The sequence below is a fragment of the Kangiella taiwanensis genome (assembly GCF_020005165.1).
Taxonomy (GTDB): domain Bacteria; phylum Pseudomonadota; class Gammaproteobacteria; order Enterobacterales; family Kangiellaceae; genus Kangiella; species Kangiella taiwanensis.
In genome coordinates this window covers 315,395-332,722 of sequence record NZ_JAHCLT010000001.1, presented here as the reverse complement: position 1 = coordinate 332,722, position 17,328 = coordinate 315,395, and the positions used below count along the sequence as shown (strand labels likewise).

Here is a 17,328-nt window from a genome sequence, read left to right as displayed (position 1 = left end):
GACAGATTGGTATTACTCTTCGTTTTCTAATTCTTCACGCTTAACAGATTCCGATTGTACTTCTCGTCGTACCCGTAACTCTTGAATTTCGTTAATTCTAAAGGGCATTTCAAGATAGTTACCGGAAGAAATAAAAGTTTTAATACGTGCAGTTGAACTAGATACTGAGTTAACGGTGCCGACGTAGTCTTTACCACGGTAATTAAAACGGGCTTCGTAACCGACATAAGATCCAAGGCTTGCAGGGTCTGTAGCTTGTAAAGTAAGTCCCTGAACGCGCGTTAGGTTATCATCTTCAACCACAATTACTTGATCGAGCTCAGGAAGTTCAGAAGGTAATGGTGGGTTACCAAATAATTGCAGCACACGCTGATCATTAAAGAATACACGCATGCTCAAAGCACTCATCATGCGCTGAGGCGACATATTCATCACTTCCATTGAGTTAATGGCATCAGCGGGATAGCTTTCTAACTTAATGCTGCGTGGTTGACGAATATATTCTTCGTAGGCGGTATAAAAGTCTTCGCTGAAATGAAGGTTATTATCGTAAAGTACGTGGCGCAGATAATCGATGTGTCGTTGGTAGTACTGTTCGAGTTCTAAACCCTCAAGCTCGGCACAATACTTAAATAACCGCTTGGTCAACTCTGGCGTTGCAGACTCCATGATGATGGATTTTAACTTTGGGTTTTGAACGAGTGCATTAGGATTAATCTGATCCAGCAAGAAGTCCATGTTAAAACTGCCGTACTCACCGGCATTAACATACATATTCCAATTTGCTTGATTGATGTGTTTGTCATAAGTGATGTCGGTACTAAAGTCCATAGTGACTTGCTGATAGCCCATGGCATTTAAATCACTAACGTCGAGAGAATCTTTGTTGTCACAGCCAGCCAATGATATCTGGGTGAACAAATCAGGCTCTGCTTGGTACGATGAACTTGAGTCCATGGATGACGTTAAAGGGAACTGAAGCTGCTTGATCTCTGCGCCCATGTCTTGAACACCGCCAAAATATTGACCAGACTCTATTGAGCGAACTAATTTAAACGATTGGAATAAGCTGTCCGTACCGAAGCGCAATTCTTGGATAGTAACTTTTTGTGTTGAGCCTGGAATGGTGATTTCAATGTCTGTAGTTACTGACTTACCATCAAAGCTAACATAGGTTGAGTCGTAACTGGCCGGTGTTTGCATCTTAATAAATGTAAAGATGTTGTCGATCATCTGCTTATTTTTGTACCAAATATAGCCATAAGCCAGCCCAGCTAAAATAAGTAGAAGAATCAATAATCGAGTAAAAAGTTTCACCAGCCTCTCCTTTTTGTTGTCATCAATGATATTGGTTGGTCAGTTAAAGTACCGGCATTCAGGGCTATGTCAGTAACAAGATACAGGCGTTATAACTTGCATGGCATATTATTGGGCACAGGATTGATCGGCTTGAAAGTCGAAGTAACCCTAGCAGAAACCCCAATAATAGAATGGCGCTCATCCCCACCCAGTAATCACTGTATTCTATTAGGTGGAAGGCCATAAATACAACTGCAGATGCAGAGATTGAGACAAATGCGCTAAATCGATTACGTAAAGCGTCGAAAATCAGGCCTCTAAAGAGGTACTCCTCGAAAAAGGGCGCAAAAACGACAGTGACGACCACTAATATCGAATAAGCTAATTGTCCATGTTGCTGAATTAGACTGAAACTGTTGCTATCGCCAGGATCAGGCGGATAGGACTGACTAATAAAGTGAACTAAAACGGCAACAATAATACCGAGAACCGAAGAAGCTATCCCCCATCCGTAGTGAGCCTTCAGTAAGGGAATAAATTGAGATGTGAAGTATTCTCGAGTCAACAAAATTAACAAGGTATATGAAAAAAGGATAGCGCCCGTTAGGGAGAGAATCAGCACGAGGCCGGAAGGTTGGCTGCTGTGATGGTTTGCAGGAGCGTCAAGTAGAGGCTCAAAAAACAACATGAATAAACTAGTGGTGAGCGATAATATTAATAAGGTAGCCAGTGCCAACCATAAGTGGTAAATAAGTTGAATATTATTGTTCGAGTGACTTGTCTTCTCGTTCGGCACAGTATTTTTATAATAATAAATGTAAAGTGTTGATTTTAGGTTGAATCGATCAGAAAAGATAGTGAAAAACTGTTCAAAAGTTAAACAAATCAGAGTATGATCTCGCTCCCTAAAGACCAAGGGGTTACAATAGCCCTTTAAGCTCAAGACATACTAGGTAAAGTTCGATATATGCGTTATCCAGAAAATTATTCAGTCATTATTATCGGTGGCGGCCATGCAGGTACTGAGGCGGCGCTCGCTTCTGCGCGCATGGGCGTGAAAACCTTATTGTTGACGCATAATATTGATACGTTGGGTCAAATGTCCTGCAATCCAGCGATTGGTGGTATTGGTAAAGGACACCTAGTAAAAGAAATTGATGCGTTGGGCGGTGCTATGGCAAAGGCCATCGATCGTGCGGGTATTCAGTTCCGCACTCTTAACGCCAGTAAAGGGCCAGCGGTACGCGCTACTCGTGCGCAAGCAGATCGTGCGCTATACAAAGCTGCGATACGTGAAACTCTTGAAAACCAGGAAAACTTGAGCATTTTCCAAAATGCTGTGGTTGACCTGATTGTTGAGAACGAAAGCTCAGGTCAGGAAGCGGGCCAAAAGGTCATTGGTGTTAAAACTCAAATGGGCTTGGATTTTTACGCGGATGCGGTGGTATTAACCGTGGGCACTTTCCTCGGTGGAAAAATTCATATTGGTACCGAAAATCATTCGGGAGGCCGCGCTGGCGATCCACCGTCTATTGCATTGGCGGATCGTTTGCGTGAATTGCCGTTCCGTGTGGATCGCTTAAAAACAGGCACGCCACCACGCATTGATGCCAAGTCTGTGGATTTCTCACAACTGGAGCAGCAGCCTGGCGATACGCCAGTGCCGACTTTCTCTTTTATGGGTGATGCTTCGCAGCATCCTGAGCAGATTTCATGCTGGATCACGCATACCAGTGAAAAAACACACGACATTATTCGCGGTGGCCTCGATCGCTCGCCGATGTATTCTGGCGAGATTGAAGGTGTTGGCCCACGCTATTGCCCATCGATTGAAGATAAAGTGATGCGCTTCAGCGACAAAAACAGCCACCAAATTTTTGTGGAGCCAGAAGGCTTAAACACCCATGAGCTGTATCCAAACGGTATTTCCACCAGTTTGCCATTTGATGTGCAGATGGATTTTGTTCGCTCGATCAAAGGTTTTGAGAATGCGCATATTACGCGTCCGGGCTATGCCATTGAGTATGATTTTTTCGATCCGCGCGACTTAAAAGCCTCGCTCGAAACTAAGTTTATCCATGGGCTTTACTTTGCAGGTCAAATTAACGGCACCACTGGTTACGAAGAAGCGGGTGCGCAAGGGCTAATCGCGGGTATGAACGCCGCGCTACAAACCCAAGGCAAAGACAGCTGGTCACCACGTCGTGACGAAGCTTATATTGGCGTCTTAATCGACGATTTGATCACACGCGGTACGCAAGAACCATACCGCATGTTTACCTCGCGCGCTGAGTACCGTTTGATTTTGCGCGAAGACAACGCCGATTTACGTTTAACCGAACGCGGTCATCAGTTGGGCTTAGTTGATGAAGCCCGCTGGGTGGCGTTTAATCAGAAGCGCGAAGCGATTGATAATGAATTGAAACGTATTTCAAAGCTGGTGATCACGCCGGAAAGTAAAGCCGCGCAAGAGTTAAACAAGGTTTTAGAGAAGCCACTAAGCCGTGCTTATAAAGCGCAAGAGCTATTGCGTCGCCCAGATGTTAGCTATGACATGTTGATGTCACAACCAGAGCTTGGTCCTAAGGTCGAGGATGCTAAAGTCTCTGAGCAGGTTCAGATCCAGACCAAGTATTCTGGCTATATCGATCGTCAAAAAGATGAAATCGAGCGTAATTTGCGTAATGAAGATACACAACTGCCAAGCGATATGGATTACACCCAAGTTAAAGGGTTATCTAATGAAGTGGCACAAAAGCTCCAAAATCTAAAGCCCGAAACGATTGGCCAAGCCAGCCGTATTTCAGGCGTCACGCCAGCTGCGATTTCATTGTTGTTGGTGTATTTAAAGAAGCGGAAGCACTTGAAGTCAGCGTAACTTTAACAGGTTAGCACCAATAACCCCGTAAACATTAGCTGAGCGAATTAAAATTATAGAGCGAATTAGGCAGGGATAGCCTAATTCAGTCAAAACGAGACAGGATGTCGAGTTTGACGGCTCGTGATAATTTTAAAGAGAGAAGGCAGCCTTTAGGTCTAATGTTTGGGGCGCCCTTTCTTTTCGCCCTTTTCTTTGGGCGAGCAAAGAAAAGGGTAATAACTGAATAAGACCTTTGTTAAAGGGATACAAACTATCAAGAGATTGCGGAGGCTTCGAGGAAGCCTCGCAATGACGGTGGAAGAAGTCACTAGATTCCGTATCAAGTACGGAATGACAAAAATTAAGTTAAAGAGAAAATAAAATAGTGAACCCTCAGCTAAAACAACTTCAATCTGAATTTAATCAAGAGTGTGAAAAATTAGGAATTACGGTTTCTGATGAGCAAAGTGATCAGTTGCTGAATTATTTGTCGTCGTTATTGAAGTGGAATAAGGCATTTAACCTAACGGCAATTCGTAATCCTAAAGAGGCGTTGTACCTGCATTTGTTGGATTCTGTGGTGGTGTCGCCGGCGGTGGCAGAGTTTGATAGTTGCTTGGATGTGGGGACTGGCGGTGGCTTGCCGGGTATTCCGTTGGCGATCCTAAATCCTGATAAAAGCTTTACCTTGTTGGATACCAATAGTAAGAAAACCCGTTTTTTAAAGCAGGTGGTCTATGAGTTGGGGCTTGAAAACGTGACTGTTGTGAATAAGCGGGTACAAGACTTTAGTCATGAGACAGGGTATGCTTGCATACTTTCGCGTGCATTTGCGTCTTTAAAAGATATGACAGATTGGACCGAGCATTTGTTGGCTGCGGATGGCCAGTGGTTGGCGATGAAAGGTTTGTATCCACAAGAGGAGATCGATGATTTAGATTCTTCATTAAAAATCGTGGATTCAAACCAAGTAAAGGTTCCCAATCTCGACGCAACGCGGTATTTTATTTATCTTCAAAAAACACAATAACAGTAACTTGAGGTGACTTGTGGCTTATATCATCGCCATTACCAATCAAAAAGGTGGCGTCGGCAAAACGACGACGAGTGTGAATCTTGCAGCGTCTTTAGTGCAGGAAAAGCAGCGTGTGCTGATGATTGATATGGACCCGCAAGGTAACGCTACTATGGGTTCTGGTGTTGAAAAGTCAGATTTAGAGCTGTCAGCTTATGATTCGTTGATGGAGCCTGAAGAAGTTAAAAGTCATATCGTGAGTTCCGATGTTGCGGGGTATGACGTATTACCATCCAATGGTGATTTGACTGCTGCCGAAGTACATTTACTCGAGTTTGAGAATAAAGAGAAGCGTTTAAAGCTCGCGCTTGAAGCGGTGACTGACCTTTACGACTTTATTTTAATTGACTGCCCTCCTTCGCTGAATATGTTGACGCTTAACTCTTTGGTAGCGTCGGACTCAGTGATTATTCCGATGCAATGTGAGTATTATGCGTTGGAAGGCTTGTCAGCGTTGTTGAACACGATTCGACAAGTTCAAGAGCACGTGAATCCTAATTTAGAGATCGAGGGGATTTTACGCACCATGTACGATCCGCGTAATCGTTTATCACTGGAAGTGTCGAGGCAGTTGTTTAGCCATTTTGCAGATAAAGTCTACCGTACGGTAATTCCAAGAAATGTGCGTTTGGCAGAAGCACCGAGTCATGGTGTTCCTGTATTATTTTATGACCGAAGTTCGAGTGGCTCGAAAGCTTACTTGGCTTTAGCGGGTGAAATCATCAAGCGTCGCAGCGCAGCATAATAAGCATTAAAGATAGAGGATATTTCATGAGTAAACGTGGTTTGGGCAAAGGTTTGGATGCATTGCTGGGCAACAGCACCAGCAAAACAGCAAAAGCTGCTAAACAATCGGCTTCAAGCGGCGACTCTGAGACGATCTTAAATCAAGACGGCGTGCTGAAAGAGCTTCCTGTAGAGTTTTTGCAGCCAGGACAATACCAGCCTCGTCGTGTGATGACGGAAGAAGGGTTGGAAGAATTAGCTGACTCCATTCGAGCTCAGGGCATGATCCAGCCCATCGTCATCCGTCCTGTGGGTAAAGATAAGTATGAGATTATTGCGGGTGAACGTCGTTGGCGGGCTGCACAGCGTGCGGAACTGCATCAAGTCCCTGTTTTAATTAAAGAAGTACCAGATGAAGCGGCCATTGCCATGGCCTTGATTGAGAATATCCAACGTGAAGATCTCAATGCAATGGAAGAGGCTAACGCTCTACACCGCTTAAAAGAAGAATTTAGTCTATCGCACCAGCAAGTAGCGGATGCTGTGGGTAAAAGTCGTACCACGGTAACCAATTTATTGCGTTTGATGCAGCTCACGGATGCCTGCAAAACCTTGCTAGAGCGTGGAGACCTAGAGATGGGCCATGCCCGTGCCCTACTGGCTTTGAATGGCAGTCAGCAATCAGATACTGCTAAGACGGTAGTTCAGAAAGGATTAACCGTTCGAGAAACCGAAAAACTGATTCGTAATATTAATGAACCCAAGAAAAAACCATCAAAAGTTGAAAAAGATCACCACATTGTCGCCTTAGAGCAACAAGTAGCAGATAAGATCGGTGCTACGGTGGCGATTAACCATGGCTCAAAAGGTAAAGGTAACTTGGTTATCAATTATCACAGCTTGGATGAGCTTGATGGCATATTACAACATTTAGGTATCCAATCAGACTAAAACACAAGTTATAGGGATTACTATAACTAATTGGTCACATGAGGTAAAAAAAACACTTTTGTGACAGTCGTTTGGTTGATAAAAGGCGGGTAAATCTTTATACTTGCCGCCCGAATTGTGGTGAAACTGGTATTGGTGGCATGAGTCAACTACTGGCTAAAAAAGGCAGAAAGCAAGCCTACAAAATGGTACTCGTGCAGTTAGCAATCAGTTTTATCTTGTTTCTGGTAGGTCTTTTCATATCAGGAACGGTCAGCCTATCGCTAGGGGTTGGCAGTCTTATTGTGGTGTTGGTCAACTTTGTCTTTGCCACAATCGTATTTCGCAAATCAGGTGCACAAGCGGCTCTTCAGATAAAAAGAGCTTTTGCAATCGGTGAGAGTGTGAAACTTATGCTCACTATCGTGCTGCTGGTACTTGCGTTTAATGTATTGCCGGTGCATGCGGGTTCGTTGTTAATAGGATTCGTGGTTATTGTGTTATCGCAATGGTTTGCACCGTTAATTATTAAGTGACTGATTTTAAAGGGGACGTTTTCTTTAATTGGCAAGAAAACGTTTTACTTGATTAAAAAGTATAGGGTTTAAGAAGCAATGGCATCTTCAGAGAATCTAGATAGCGTTGGTTATATCAAGCACCACTTACAAAACCTTCAAGTCTGTAAAACCGATGAAGGTTGGGTATGGAATCAGTGTCAAGAAGCTGGTTTTTGGACTATCAACGTTGATAGCCTATTGTTCGCATTCTTATTAGGTGCTCTATTCTGCTTCAGTTTTTGGCGTGTCGCTAAAAACGCAAAGATTGAAAATCCAGGCAAATGGCAGTCCATGGTCGAAATGGTTGTTGAGTTTGTCGATAAATCAGTAAAAGATACCTTCCACGGACGTAATCCTCTTATCGCTCCATTAGCGCTTACGATTTTCGTGTGGGTAGTTCTAATGAACATGATGGATTGGATTCCAGTTGACTTGTTACCTTGGGTCGCAGAGCAGACTAATGTCCATGTATTAGGCAATGAGCCACATACGTCTTACTTGAAATTCTTGCCAACGGCTGACGTAAACATTACGTTCAGTTTATCCATCGGCGTATTCCTATTAATCCTTTTCTATAGCATTAAAGTTAAAGGAATCGGTGGTTTCTTGGGTGAACTAACGTTGCACCCATTCTCGAGCAAGAATAAATTCGTCCAAGTATTATTGATTCCAGTCAACTTGTTAATGGAAACAATTGGCTTGATAGCGAAACCGATTTCATTAGGTCTACGTTTGTTCGGTAACCTTTATGCGGCAGAATTACTATTCATCTTGATCGCTATCTTGATGTCTACAGGAATCGGCGGCTTTATTGGTGGCTTCATCAGTTATATGGGTTGGGCAATCTTCCATATTCTGGTTATCCCACTACAAGCATTCATCTTCATGATGTTGACGATTGTTTACTTAAGTCAGGCGCATGAAGATCACTAATCACCGTTGCCAGTGACTAGTAAAGAGTTTGAGTTTTAGAGTTTAGTTTTAATATTTAGTTTTTAACATTTAACCATTTCTCGATTGGAGGAAAACAATGGAAACTTTGTTCGCGTTCACAGCATTAGGTGTGTTGTTAGTATTAGGTCTTGGTGCATTAGGTACTGCGATTGGCTTCGGTCTTCTAGGTGGTAAATTCCTTGAAGCATCAGCTCGTCAACCTGAACTTGCTCCTATGCTACAAACTAAAATGTTCCTAGTTGCTGGTCTTCTGGATGCGGTAACCATGATCGGTATCGGTATCGGTATGTGGTTCACATTCGCAAGCCCATACGTTGGTCAATTGCAGTCTTTAGTAGGTTAATAAGATTGCACGCTGGTATTTATACCAAAACCATGACTAACTACTAGAGAGGGGGACTCAAAGTGAATGTAAACTTGACCCTAGTTATCAATATGATTTTCTTCGCAGCCTTCGTGTTTTTCTGCATGAAGTTTGTGTGGCCACACATTATGGCTGCTATCGAAGAACGTCAGAATAAAATTGCCGAAGGTCTTGCGGCTTCTGAAAGAAGTCAAAAAGACCTTGAGCTTGCTCAAGAAAAAGCAGCTGAGATTTTACGTGAAGCGAAAGGCCAATCTGCTGAATTAGTAGATTCTGCTAAAAAACGCCACACTGAAATCGTTGATTCTGCTAAAGACGATGCTCGCGCTGAAGCTGATAAAATTAAGTCAGGCGCACAAGCAGAGATTGAGCAAGAAGTTAACCGTGCACGTGAACAACTTCGCGCTAAAGTAGCAACACTTGCTGTGGCTGGTGCTGAGAAAGTTATCGAGCGCAACATTGACGAAGCGGCGAACAATGATATGTTCGATAAGCTAGTCAAAGATCTATAAGGGTTAACTATGGCAGAGCTATCTACTATTGCAAGACCATACGCAAAAGCAGCATTCGAATATGCTCTTGGTTCTCAGACTGTATCTGAGTGGGCAAGCATGTTAGATTTTGTCGCTCAAGCCGTTAGCAATGACAAAGTGGCAGCATTAATCACTAACCCTGCCCTTTCTTCTGAAGAGAAAGGTGACGTGGTGTTAAAGGTTGGCGAAGGCCACTTAGTCGATAAAGTACAAAACTTTATCAAGTTGCTTGCAAGAAATAATCGCTTAGAAGCATTGCCAGCAATTCGCCAGCGTTTCGACGTACTAAAAGCGAATTACGATAAAACAGTTGATGTTGAAGTAACATCAGCGGCAGCCTTAAGTGACGAACAATTGCAACGTCTAACTGACAAGTTGACGACAAAACTTGGTCGTAAGGTTAACATTGAAACACAAGTCGATTCATCAATGATTGGTGGCCTCGTTATCAGAGCAGGCGATCTAGTAATTGACGGATCAATACGCGGTAAGCTCAACAAGCTTTCCGAAACGCTAAGAGCTTAGTGAGGAAGAAGCATGAGTGTGCAACTGAATCCATCTGAAATTAGCGAGCTGATTAAAAAGCGTATCGACTCTTTTGAAGTTGTGAGCGAAGCTCGTAATGAAGGTACAATCGTTAGTGTATCTGACGGTATTTTACGTATTCATGGTCTAGAAGAAGTCATGGCTGGTGAGATGATTGAACTCCCTGGCGGTAAATATGGTATGGCTTTGAACCTAGAGCGTGACTCAGTCGGTGCGGTAGTACTTGGTGACTACTCAGACATCGTTGAGGGTATGACAGCTAAATGTACAGGTCGTATTCTTGAAGTACCAGTTGGTCGTGGTCTACTTGGTCGTGTTGTTGACGCGCTAGGTAACCCAATCGACGGTAAAGGCCCAATCGAAAATGACGGTTTCTCTCCAATCGAAAAAATTGCACCTGGTGTAATTGCACGTCAATCGGTTGACCAGCCTGTTCAAACTGGTATGAAATCTATCGATGCGATGATTCCTGTTGGTCGTGGTCAGCGTGAGTTGATTATTGGTGACCGTCAGACAGGTAAAACAGCAATCGCTATCGATGCAATCATCAACCAAAAAGGCACAGGTGTTACTTGTGTATACGTAGCGGTTGGCCAGAAAGCATCAACAGTTAATAACATCGTTCGCAAGTTAGAAGAGCACGGTGCAATGGACCACACTATCGTGGTAGCTGCAACAGCAGCTGAAGCGGCTGCACTGCAGTTTATCGCTCCATTCTCTGGTTGTTCTATGGGTGAGTACTTCCGTGACCGCGGCGAAGACAGCTTAATCGTATATGATGACTTGACTAAACAAGCATGGGCTTACCGTCAAATCTCATTGCTATTACGTCGTCCTCCAGGTCGTGAAGCATACCCAGGTGACGTATTCTACTTGCACTCACGTCTTCTTGAGCGTGCTGCGCGTATTAACGCAGACCACGTTGAAAAGATCACTAACGGTGAAGTAAAAGGTCAAACGGGTTCTTTGACAGCATTGCCTATCATTGAAACTCAGGCTGGTGACGTATCAGCATTCGTACCAACTAACGTAATCTCGATTACTGATGGTCAGATTTTCTTAGAAACTGACTTATTCAACGCAGGTATCCGTCCAGCGGTTAACGCGGGTCTATCGGTATCTCGTGTAGGTGGTGCAGCACAGACTAAGATCATTAAGAAACTTGGTGGTGGTGTTCGTTTGGCACTAGCCCAGTATCGTGAGCTTGCGGCATTCGCACAGTTTGCATCTGATCTTGATGACGCGACGCGTGCACAGCTAGAGCACGGTCAACGTGTTACAGAACTAATGAAGCAGAAACAGTATGCTCCATTGTCAGTAGCAGAAATGGCTGTGTCATTATACGCGGCAGAAGAAGGCCACCTGAAAGATGTTGAAATCAACAAAATCGGTGACTTTGAATCTGCATTGCTAGACTACTTCAAGAACCAGCACAGCGACTTGTTGAATGAAATCAATGAAAAATGTGATTACAACGACGACGTTAAAGCTAAACTTGAAGAAGCTGTAACTAAGTTTAAGTCTACGCAAACTTGGTAATATTAAGATAAGGGTGCTTTGCGCCCTTTTCTGCTTACCAAACACTAATTTTAGACTGGAAATAGAGTATGTCAGGCGCTAAAGAGATTCGTACCAAAATTGGGTCGATTAAAAATACGCAAAAAATTACTTCTGCAATGGAAATGGTTGCAGCAAGTAAGATGCGTAAAGCGCAAGATCGTATGGCATCATCACGTCCTTACGCTGAAAAAATTCGCACAGTGATTAAACACATTGCGCAAGGTACTCCAGAGTACCGCCACGCTTATATTACTGAGCGTGACGTCAAGCGTGTAGGTTATATCGTGATATCTACGGATCGCGGTTTATGTGGCGGTTTGAACATTAACTTGTTCAAGCAAGCACTGAACAGCATGAAAGAATGGTCTGAACAAGATATTGAAGTTGATATGTGCCTTATTGGCAGCAAAGCTACAGGCTTCTTTAAACGAGTCGGTGGTTCTGTTGTTGCGAAGACTTCAGGCTTAGGTGATACACCTGAGGTTGAAGACTTAATTGGTGCAGTAAAAGTGATGTTGAAAGCCTACGATGAAGGTCGCATCGATCGTTTATTTATCGTAACTAACGAGTTTGTGAACTCAATGACGCAAGAACCTAAAGTTGAGCAGTTACTGCCCCTTCCAGTAGGTCAAGATGATGAATTGCGTCACCATTGGGACTATTTATATGAGCCAGAAGCCAAGCCGCTTTTGGACAAATTAATGGTTCGCTTTATCGAGTCACAAGTCTATCAGGCAGTTGTAGAAAACATCGCCTGTGAACAAGCTGCGCGAATGGTAGCGATGAAAGCTGCTTCGGATAACGCAGGTGATCTTATTGATGACCTTGAGCTTGTTTACAACAAAGCACGTCAGGCAGCCATTACTCAAGAGCTTGCTGAGATTAGTGCTGGTGCAGCTGCGGTTTAACACATTACTTTTTAATAAAGTAAAAAGATAAGTTTTTAAAGCTTAAGATTGAGGAAATCAATATGAGCACAGGTAACATTGTAGAAATTATCGGCGCGGTTATCGACGTTGAGTTCCCGCGTGATAGTGTTCCTAAAGTTTATGATGCACTGACAGTAACTGACACTGGCTTAACGCTAGAAGTTCAGCAACAGTTAGGTGACGGTGTTGTTCGTTGTATCGCGATGGGAGCATCAGATGGTTTACGTCGTGGACTAGAAACAACTAATACTGGCGCGCCAATTCAGGTTCCTGTGGGTACTGAAACCCTAGGCCGTATCATGGACGTGCTTGGTAACCCAATCGACGAAAAAGGCCCAATCGGTGAGAAAGAGCGTATGTCTATTCACCGTAAAGCCCCTACTCTTGAAGAGTTGGCACCAGCTAACGAACTTCTAGAGACAGGTATTAAAGTAATTGACTTGGTTTGCCCATTTGCGAAGGGTGGTAAAGTTGGTCTGTTCGGTGGTGCTGGTGTAGGTAAAACCGTAAACATGATGGAACTTATCCGTAACATCGCGATTGAGCACTCAGGTTTCTCAGTATTCGCTGGTGTTGGTGAGCGTACTCGTGAGGGTAACGACTTCTACCACGAAATGACTGACTCGAACGTAATCGATAAAGTATCGTTAGTATATGGTCAGATGAATGAGCCACCGGGTAACCGTCTACGTGTTGCTTTGACTGGTTTGACTATGGCGGAAAAATTCCGTGATGAAGGCCGTGACGTACTATTGTTCGTTGATAACATCTATCGTTATACACTAGCAGGTACTGAGGTATCAGCACTTCTAGGCCGTATGCCATCAGCGGTAGGTTACCAGCCTACTCTAGCTGAAGAGATGGGTGTACTTCAGGAGCGTATTACATCAACTAAAACTGGTTCGATTACATCGATTCAGGCGGTATACGTACCTGCGGATGACTTAACGGATCCATCTCCAGCAACAACGTTCGCACACTTAGATGCGACAGTTGTACTTTCACGTCAGATTGCTGAGCTTGGTATTTACCCTGCGGTTGACCCACTCGACTCTACTTCACGTCAGCTTGATCCGTTAGTTATCGGTAACGAGCACTATGACGTAGCACGTGGCGTTCAGGGTGTATTACAGCGTTATAAAGAGCTGAAAGATATTATTGCGATTCTTGGTATGGATGAGCTATCTGAAGAAGATAAGCAGACTGTATCACGTGCGCGTAAAATCCAACGTTTCTTATCACAGCCATTCTTCGTAGCAGAAGTATTTACTGGTGCTCCTGGTAAGTATGTATCGTTGAAAGATACGATTTCAGGCTTCAAAGGCATTTTGAACGGTGAATACGATCACTTGCCTGAGCAAGCGTTCTACATGGTTGGCTCAATCGAAGAAGCGGTTGAAAAGGCTAAAAACATTTAATCAACCCTGCTTAATTGTTAAGACAAATTGTTAAGAGGGGGAGACCTAATGGCAATGACCGTACATTTGGATATCGTTAGCGCAGAAGACTCAATCTTTTCCGGAAAGGTTGAACGTTTAGTTGCGACAGGTGATTTGGGTGAGCTAGGTGTAGAGCCTGGCCACGCTCCCCTGCTAACGTCATTGAACCCAGGCCCAGTTAAAGTAACTTTGCCAGGTGGAGAGGTTGAATTATTCTTCGTTTCAGGTGGAATGTTAGAAGTTCAACCACACATGGTAACGGTTTTGGCTGACACGGCAATTCGAGCTGAAGATATGGACGAAGCGAAAGCTTTGGAAGCAGAGAAAGATGCCCGTGAAGCGCTGGACGATCAAAGCTCTGAAATTGAGTACTCAAAAGCAGCTGCAGAATTAGCAGAAGCGGTGGCTCAACTTAGAACTTTACGTGCTATTAAAAAGAAAAGCGGTAAATAATTCTTTTTATTAGTACAGCAAGTATTAAAAAAGGTGGCGAAAGCCACCTTTTTTATTGGTTGACGATATCAAAATTACATATCTTCCGGGGTCATACAAGGTTCAACCATGTACTCTGGTGTACCTTGGCTCTTAAGGCTAAACATCATCATGCTTGAAGCTCCTAAATGACCGTCACCGATTGTTCCACCTGAACCACCGCCTGCAAAGTTAATGTTGTCCCAGTCATTTTGAGAAGCATTAAAATGACCGACATACACTGACGTTTGGAGAATACCATTATTATTGACGTCTAAGTTCGAGCTCGCTGTCCCAGTTAACCAGTTACCATGACGACGAACGCTATAATCAGCCAAATCGGATTCCGTAGTACCACCATAGCCAGACATGGCACTAAATTCACTGATGTTACCAGATATGGCGTTTACTTTGAGTCTCGAATAATCTACAACGCCAGAGTTTCCATCTACAGTCAGCCCAGGCATTTGATAGTCATAGCTCATAATGCTGAGGTAGTTTAATTTACGGTTGGCATTTTCATTACCGCCATGCATTAGGCCTAAATTATGACCAAACTCGTGCATCAAAGTCCCCGCTTGTTGCTGAACAGTACCTCCAGGGGTTGGCCATTGACCGAGTGAAACAACAAAATCATGTGCTGGAATACCACGAGAAATACCGCTTGATGTACCACCGTTATATTGGTCAACAAATAGGGCGTAGTGGAAAAGCTTACTGCGACGTGATTCGAAGTATTTATTTTTAAGAACGTCAAAGTCTGTCCAGACAGGGCTTAGATTGCTGTCTTCGTCAGATGCTGAAATACGATCATCTAAATCGATGGCCAAAGTTATCCCTGTAGAGCCGTCGGGGTTAGACACGGGAGCATCTGCAAAAGCTTGAATGACTTGATCTAGAGCTGCTTGGTCGGGTTTAAACGCTTGATAATAGTCAGCTTCAATTAACAAGGTTTTACGTAAGGGATCGGCACCATAATATCGGATATCTACACCATCGTAACCGAATATTTCTGCAGCATCGCTTAGGCGATCACCATCAGTATCGCTATCATATGGGTCTGTGCCATAGCGACTTTCGGCTGAGTCACAAATCGTGTCGCCGTCGCTATCAGGGCTGCCATATGGACAAAGATAAACCACTGGGGCATCACTGACATAATAGGTTTTACCATCGTAGGTTATCTTTTCGTAATCTGGCTTATGATAAAAGGTTCTAGACTGATAACCGGGTTTAGAAACTAAGAAAGTAACAGCTTCTTCCGCACTTGCAGGGGTTACGAACTTGGTATTGGCGCTTCCATTTCTATCACCGTAAGCGTCGAAAACGTAGAAACCTGAGCTATCTGTACTTTCAGGAAAGCCGCAACCATTGCCTGAGCAGCTACCTTTAACAACAGAAACTTTAGCTTGGTAGACTCCCGAGCCGGTATTGGCGTCTTTTACAGTACCGTAAATACAACCATTGATGAGAACTGCCGAAGTGGCGAGTAATAATAGTTTTTTCATTTCAATCTCCTTTGAAATTCATCCTGTGAATGCTTCCTCTATGAAGCACTTTTATCGTAAAACATGATAAAAGTGTGCATAAGTGGAGAAAACTTAAAAAAAAGTAAGAGATCGCTGAAAAATGTATTCTATAAAAGCCAAAACGTAGCAATAGTGTTAAAATACGCGCTTAATTTCCACTAACTAGAATAATTATGGCACTAAGCGTGGTTATATTGGCGGCGGGTAAAGGAACCCGTATGCGCTCAAATTTGCCAAAAGTATTACACCCTATAGCTGGTCTCTCGATGTTGGAGCATGTCATTGACACAGCCCAACAGTTAAATCCTACACAAACCGTAGTTGTTGCGGGCCATGGCATTGAACAAGTAAAGCATCAACTCGAAAATAGTTCTGTGACAATTGTCGAGCAAGCACAGCAACTCGGCACAGGCCATGCAGTTGATCAAGCCCTACCAGTTATCAGTGATGATGATCAGGTCTTGGTGTTATATGGCGATGTACCGCTGATCAAAGCGTCTACTCTTAAAGCATTAACTGAAGCCCAACCAAAGTCAGGAATTGGTCTGTTAACAGTCAAGCTGGATGATCCAATGGGCTATGGTCGAATCATTCGCGATCAAAAAGGGGACGTCGTTGCGATTGTAGAACAAAAGGATGCCAATGCTGAGCAGTTGAAGATCGATGAGGTAAACACAGGAATATTATGTGCGGATGCGACGTCTTTAAAGAGCTGGCTAGCAAATATCGATAACAACAATGCGCAGGGCGAGTACTACCTAACAGACTGTATTGCCATGGCTGCCCAAGATGGCGGTGTAACAGCTTGTCACCCTACTTCTGCGATTGAAGTGGAAGGGGTAAATAGTCGTGTACAATTGGCTCAATTGGAACGACGCTACCAAGAAGCCAAAGCTCATAAATTACTAGAGCAAGGCGTGACCTTGCTGGACCCTGCCCGCCTAGACATTCGTGGAGAACTAAATTGTGGCAGCGATGTCTTGATAGATGTGAACGTGATTATCGAAGGTAACGTTAATATCGAAACTGGCGCTGTGATCGGTGCCAATGTGATACTGAAAGACTGTTCAATAGGCGCGAATACGGTTATTAAAGCAAATACGATGATAGAAGGTGCGATTATTGGTGAAGCATGTTCTGTTGGCCCTTTTGCTAGAATCCGCCCAGGGACACAGCTTGATGATGAGGCCTTCATTGGTAACTTTGTTGAAACCAAAAAAGCCGTGTTAGGCAAAGGCAGTAAAGCCAGTCATTTAGCGTATTTAGGTGATGCCAAAATCGGTCAAGGCGTTAATGTTGGTGCTGGAGTCATTACCTGTAATTATGATGGTGTGAATAAGTTTTTAACCACCATCGAAGATGGGGCATTTATCGGTTCAGATACACAACTGATAGCTCCAGTAAAAATTGGACAAAATGCGACAGTGGGCGCAGGAACTACTGTAACGAAAGATGTGCCAGCGGAAGAGCTCTGTATTAGTAGAACTCCTCAGAAGCATATAGCAGGATGGCAAAGACCGGTTAAAAAGTCACAACATAAGAAAGAGGAACAATAA

General features: G+C 43.6%; 17 protein-coding genes. 14 read left to right on the top strand and 3 right to left on the bottom strand.

Annotated elements, in window-relative coordinates; all coding sequences use genetic code 11:
* Window positions 1-12 precede the first annotated feature (12 nt).
* Window positions 13-1,317, bottom strand: coding sequence for a hypothetical protein (locus tag KFK88_RS01605; protein ID WP_223576909.1), 1,305 nt, complete (start codon window positions 1,315-1,317; stop codon window positions 13-15).
* Between the two features lie 64 nt (window positions 1,318-1,381).
* Window positions 1,382-1,987 carry a CPBP family intramembrane glutamic endopeptidase gene (locus tag KFK88_RS12055; RefSeq protein WP_223576908.1) on the bottom strand — a complete coding sequence of 202 codons (606 nt, stop codon included), beginning with the start codon at window positions 1,985-1,987 and terminating at the stop codon, window positions 1,382-1,384.
* Window positions 1,988-2,266: 279 nt separating this feature from the next.
* Here KFK88_RS12055 and mnmG point away from each other — a divergent pair, with 279 nt between their 5' ends.
* The 13 genes from mnmG to KFK88_RS01535 all read left to right on the top strand — a co-directional run bounded on the left by mnmG (window position 2,267) and on the right by KFK88_RS01535 (window position 14,225).
* On the top strand, window positions 2,267-4,177 hold the full coding sequence (gene mnmG / locus KFK88_RS01595) for a tRNA uridine-5-carboxymethylaminomethyl(34) synthesis enzyme MnmG (protein ID WP_223576907.1): 1,911 nt from the start codon (window positions 2,267-2,269) through the stop codon (window positions 4,175-4,177).
* A gap of 367 nt (window positions 4,178-4,544) precedes the next feature.
* Window positions 4,545-5,189 carry a 16S rRNA (guanine(527)-N(7))-methyltransferase RsmG gene (gene rsmG / locus KFK88_RS01590; RefSeq protein WP_223576906.1) on the top strand — a complete coding sequence of 215 codons (645 nt, stop codon included), beginning with the start codon at window positions 4,545-4,547 and terminating at the stop codon, window positions 5,187-5,189.
* A gap of 19 nt (window positions 5,190-5,208) precedes the next feature.
* A complete protein-coding gene (locus KFK88_RS01585) occupies window positions 5,209-5,979 on the top strand; it encodes a ParA family protein (protein ID WP_223576905.1) in 771 nt (256 codons plus the stop codon).
* A gap of 26 nt (window positions 5,980-6,005) precedes the next feature.
* Window positions 6,006-6,911: a ParB/RepB/Spo0J family partition protein gene (locus tag KFK88_RS01580; RefSeq protein ID WP_223576904.1), complete on the top strand. Its 906-nt coding sequence runs from the start codon at window positions 6,006-6,008 to the stop codon at window positions 6,909-6,911.
* A gap of 140 nt (window positions 6,912-7,051) precedes the next feature.
* Complete coding sequence (locus tag KFK88_RS01575; RefSeq protein ID WP_223576903.1) at window positions 7,052-7,426, top strand: ATP synthase subunit I; 375 nt, start codon at window positions 7,052-7,054, stop codon at window positions 7,424-7,426.
* A 78-nt stretch (window positions 7,427-7,504) separates the two neighbouring features.
* Complete coding sequence (atpB, locus tag KFK88_RS01570) at window positions 7,505-8,380, top strand: F0F1 ATP synthase subunit A (protein ID WP_223576902.1); 876 nt, start codon at window positions 7,505-7,507, stop codon at window positions 8,378-8,380.
* 97 nt (window positions 8,381-8,477) lie between these two features.
* Window positions 8,478-8,744 (top strand): F0F1 ATP synthase subunit C, encoded by a 267-nt coding sequence (gene atpE / locus KFK88_RS01565; protein ID WP_046562163.1) that lies wholly within the window; start codon window positions 8,478-8,480, stop codon window positions 8,742-8,744.
* A gap of 62 nt (window positions 8,745-8,806) precedes the next feature.
* The gene (locus KFK88_RS01560; protein ID WP_223576901.1) at window positions 8,807-9,277 is read left to right on the top strand and encodes a F0F1 ATP synthase subunit B; all 471 of its coding nucleotides are present in this window, start codon (window positions 8,807-8,809) and stop codon (window positions 9,275-9,277) included.
* Between the two features lie 9 nt (window positions 9,278-9,286).
* Entirely contained in the window at window positions 9,287-9,823 is a 537-nt protein-coding gene (locus KFK88_RS01555; RefSeq protein ID WP_223576900.1) for a F0F1 ATP synthase subunit delta, read from the top strand.
* A 12-nt stretch (window positions 9,824-9,835) separates the two neighbouring features.
* Window positions 9,836-11,383: a F0F1 ATP synthase subunit alpha gene (gene atpA, locus KFK88_RS01550; protein WP_223576899.1), complete on the top strand. Its 1,548-nt coding sequence runs from the start codon at window positions 9,836-9,838 to the stop codon at window positions 11,381-11,383.
* Window positions 11,384-11,451: 68 nt separating this feature from the next.
* Window positions 11,452-12,312, top strand: a complete 861-nt coding sequence (atpG, locus tag KFK88_RS01545) for a F0F1 ATP synthase subunit gamma (RefSeq protein WP_223576898.1) — start codon at window positions 11,452-11,454, stop codon at window positions 12,310-12,312.
* Between the two features lie 62 nt (window positions 12,313-12,374).
* Complete coding sequence (atpD, locus tag KFK88_RS01540) at window positions 12,375-13,751, top strand: F0F1 ATP synthase subunit beta (RefSeq protein WP_223576897.1); 1,377 nt, start codon at window positions 12,375-12,377, stop codon at window positions 13,749-13,751.
* Between the two features lie 48 nt (window positions 13,752-13,799).
* A complete protein-coding gene (locus KFK88_RS01535; RefSeq protein ID WP_223576896.1) occupies window positions 13,800-14,225 on the top strand; it encodes a F0F1 ATP synthase subunit epsilon in 426 nt (141 codons plus the stop codon).
* A gap of 74 nt (window positions 14,226-14,299) precedes the next feature.
* Here the strand turns inward: KFK88_RS01535 and KFK88_RS01530 are convergent, their stop codons facing one another.
* Complete coding sequence (locus KFK88_RS01530; RefSeq protein WP_223576895.1) at window positions 14,300-15,751, bottom strand: zinc metalloprotease; 1,452 nt, start codon at window positions 15,749-15,751, stop codon at window positions 14,300-14,302.
* 194 nt (window positions 15,752-15,945) lie between these two features.
* Between KFK88_RS01530 and glmU the strand changes: the two genes are divergently transcribed.
* A complete protein-coding gene (gene glmU / locus KFK88_RS01525) occupies window positions 15,946-17,328 on the top strand; it encodes a bifunctional UDP-N-acetylglucosamine diphosphorylase/glucosamine-1-phosphate N-acetyltransferase GlmU (RefSeq protein WP_223576894.1) in 1,383 nt (460 codons plus the stop codon).

Excerpts from the sequence above, each read along its gene's own strand:
- atpE (WP_046562163.1), top strand. The coding sequence starts at position 8,478 with ATGGAAACTTTGTTCGCGTTCACAGCATTAGGTGTGTTGTTAGTATTA.
- mnmG (WP_223576907.1), top strand. The coding sequence starts at position 2,267 with ATGCGTTATCCAGAAAATTATTCAGTCATTATTATCGGTGGCGGCCAT.
- KFK88_RS01530 (WP_223576895.1), bottom strand. The coding sequence starts at position 15,751 with ATGAAAAAACTATTATTACTCGCCACTTCGGCAGTTCTCATCAATGGT.
- KFK88_RS01580 (WP_223576904.1), top strand. The coding sequence starts at position 6,006 with ATGAGTAAACGTGGTTTGGGCAAAGGTTTGGATGCATTGCTGGGCAAC.
- KFK88_RS01535 (WP_223576896.1), top strand. The coding sequence starts at position 13,800 with ATGGCAATGACCGTACATTTGGATATCGTTAGCGCAGAAGACTCAATC.
- atpB (WP_223576902.1), top strand. The coding sequence starts at position 7,505 with ATGGCATCTTCAGAGAATCTAGATAGCGTTGGTTATATCAAGCACCAC.
- atpG (WP_223576898.1), top strand. The coding sequence starts at position 11,452 with ATGTCAGGCGCTAAAGAGATTCGTACCAAAATTGGGTCGATTAAAAAT.
- KFK88_RS01575 (WP_223576903.1), top strand. The coding sequence starts at position 7,052 with ATGAGTCAACTACTGGCTAAAAAAGGCAGAAAGCAAGCCTACAAAATG.
- KFK88_RS01555 (WP_223576900.1), top strand. The coding sequence starts at position 9,287 with ATGGCAGAGCTATCTACTATTGCAAGACCATACGCAAAAGCAGCATTC.
- glmU (WP_223576894.1), top strand. The coding sequence starts at position 15,946 with ATGGCACTAAGCGTGGTTATATTGGCGGCGGGTAAAGGAACCCGTATG.
- KFK88_RS12055 (WP_223576908.1), bottom strand. The coding sequence starts at position 1,987 with ATGTTGTTTTTTGAGCCTCTACTTGACGCTCCTGCAAACCATCACAGC.
- atpA (WP_223576899.1), top strand. The coding sequence starts at position 9,836 with ATGAGTGTGCAACTGAATCCATCTGAAATTAGCGAGCTGATTAAAAAG.
- atpD (WP_223576897.1), top strand. The coding sequence starts at position 12,375 with ATGAGCACAGGTAACATTGTAGAAATTATCGGCGCGGTTATCGACGTT.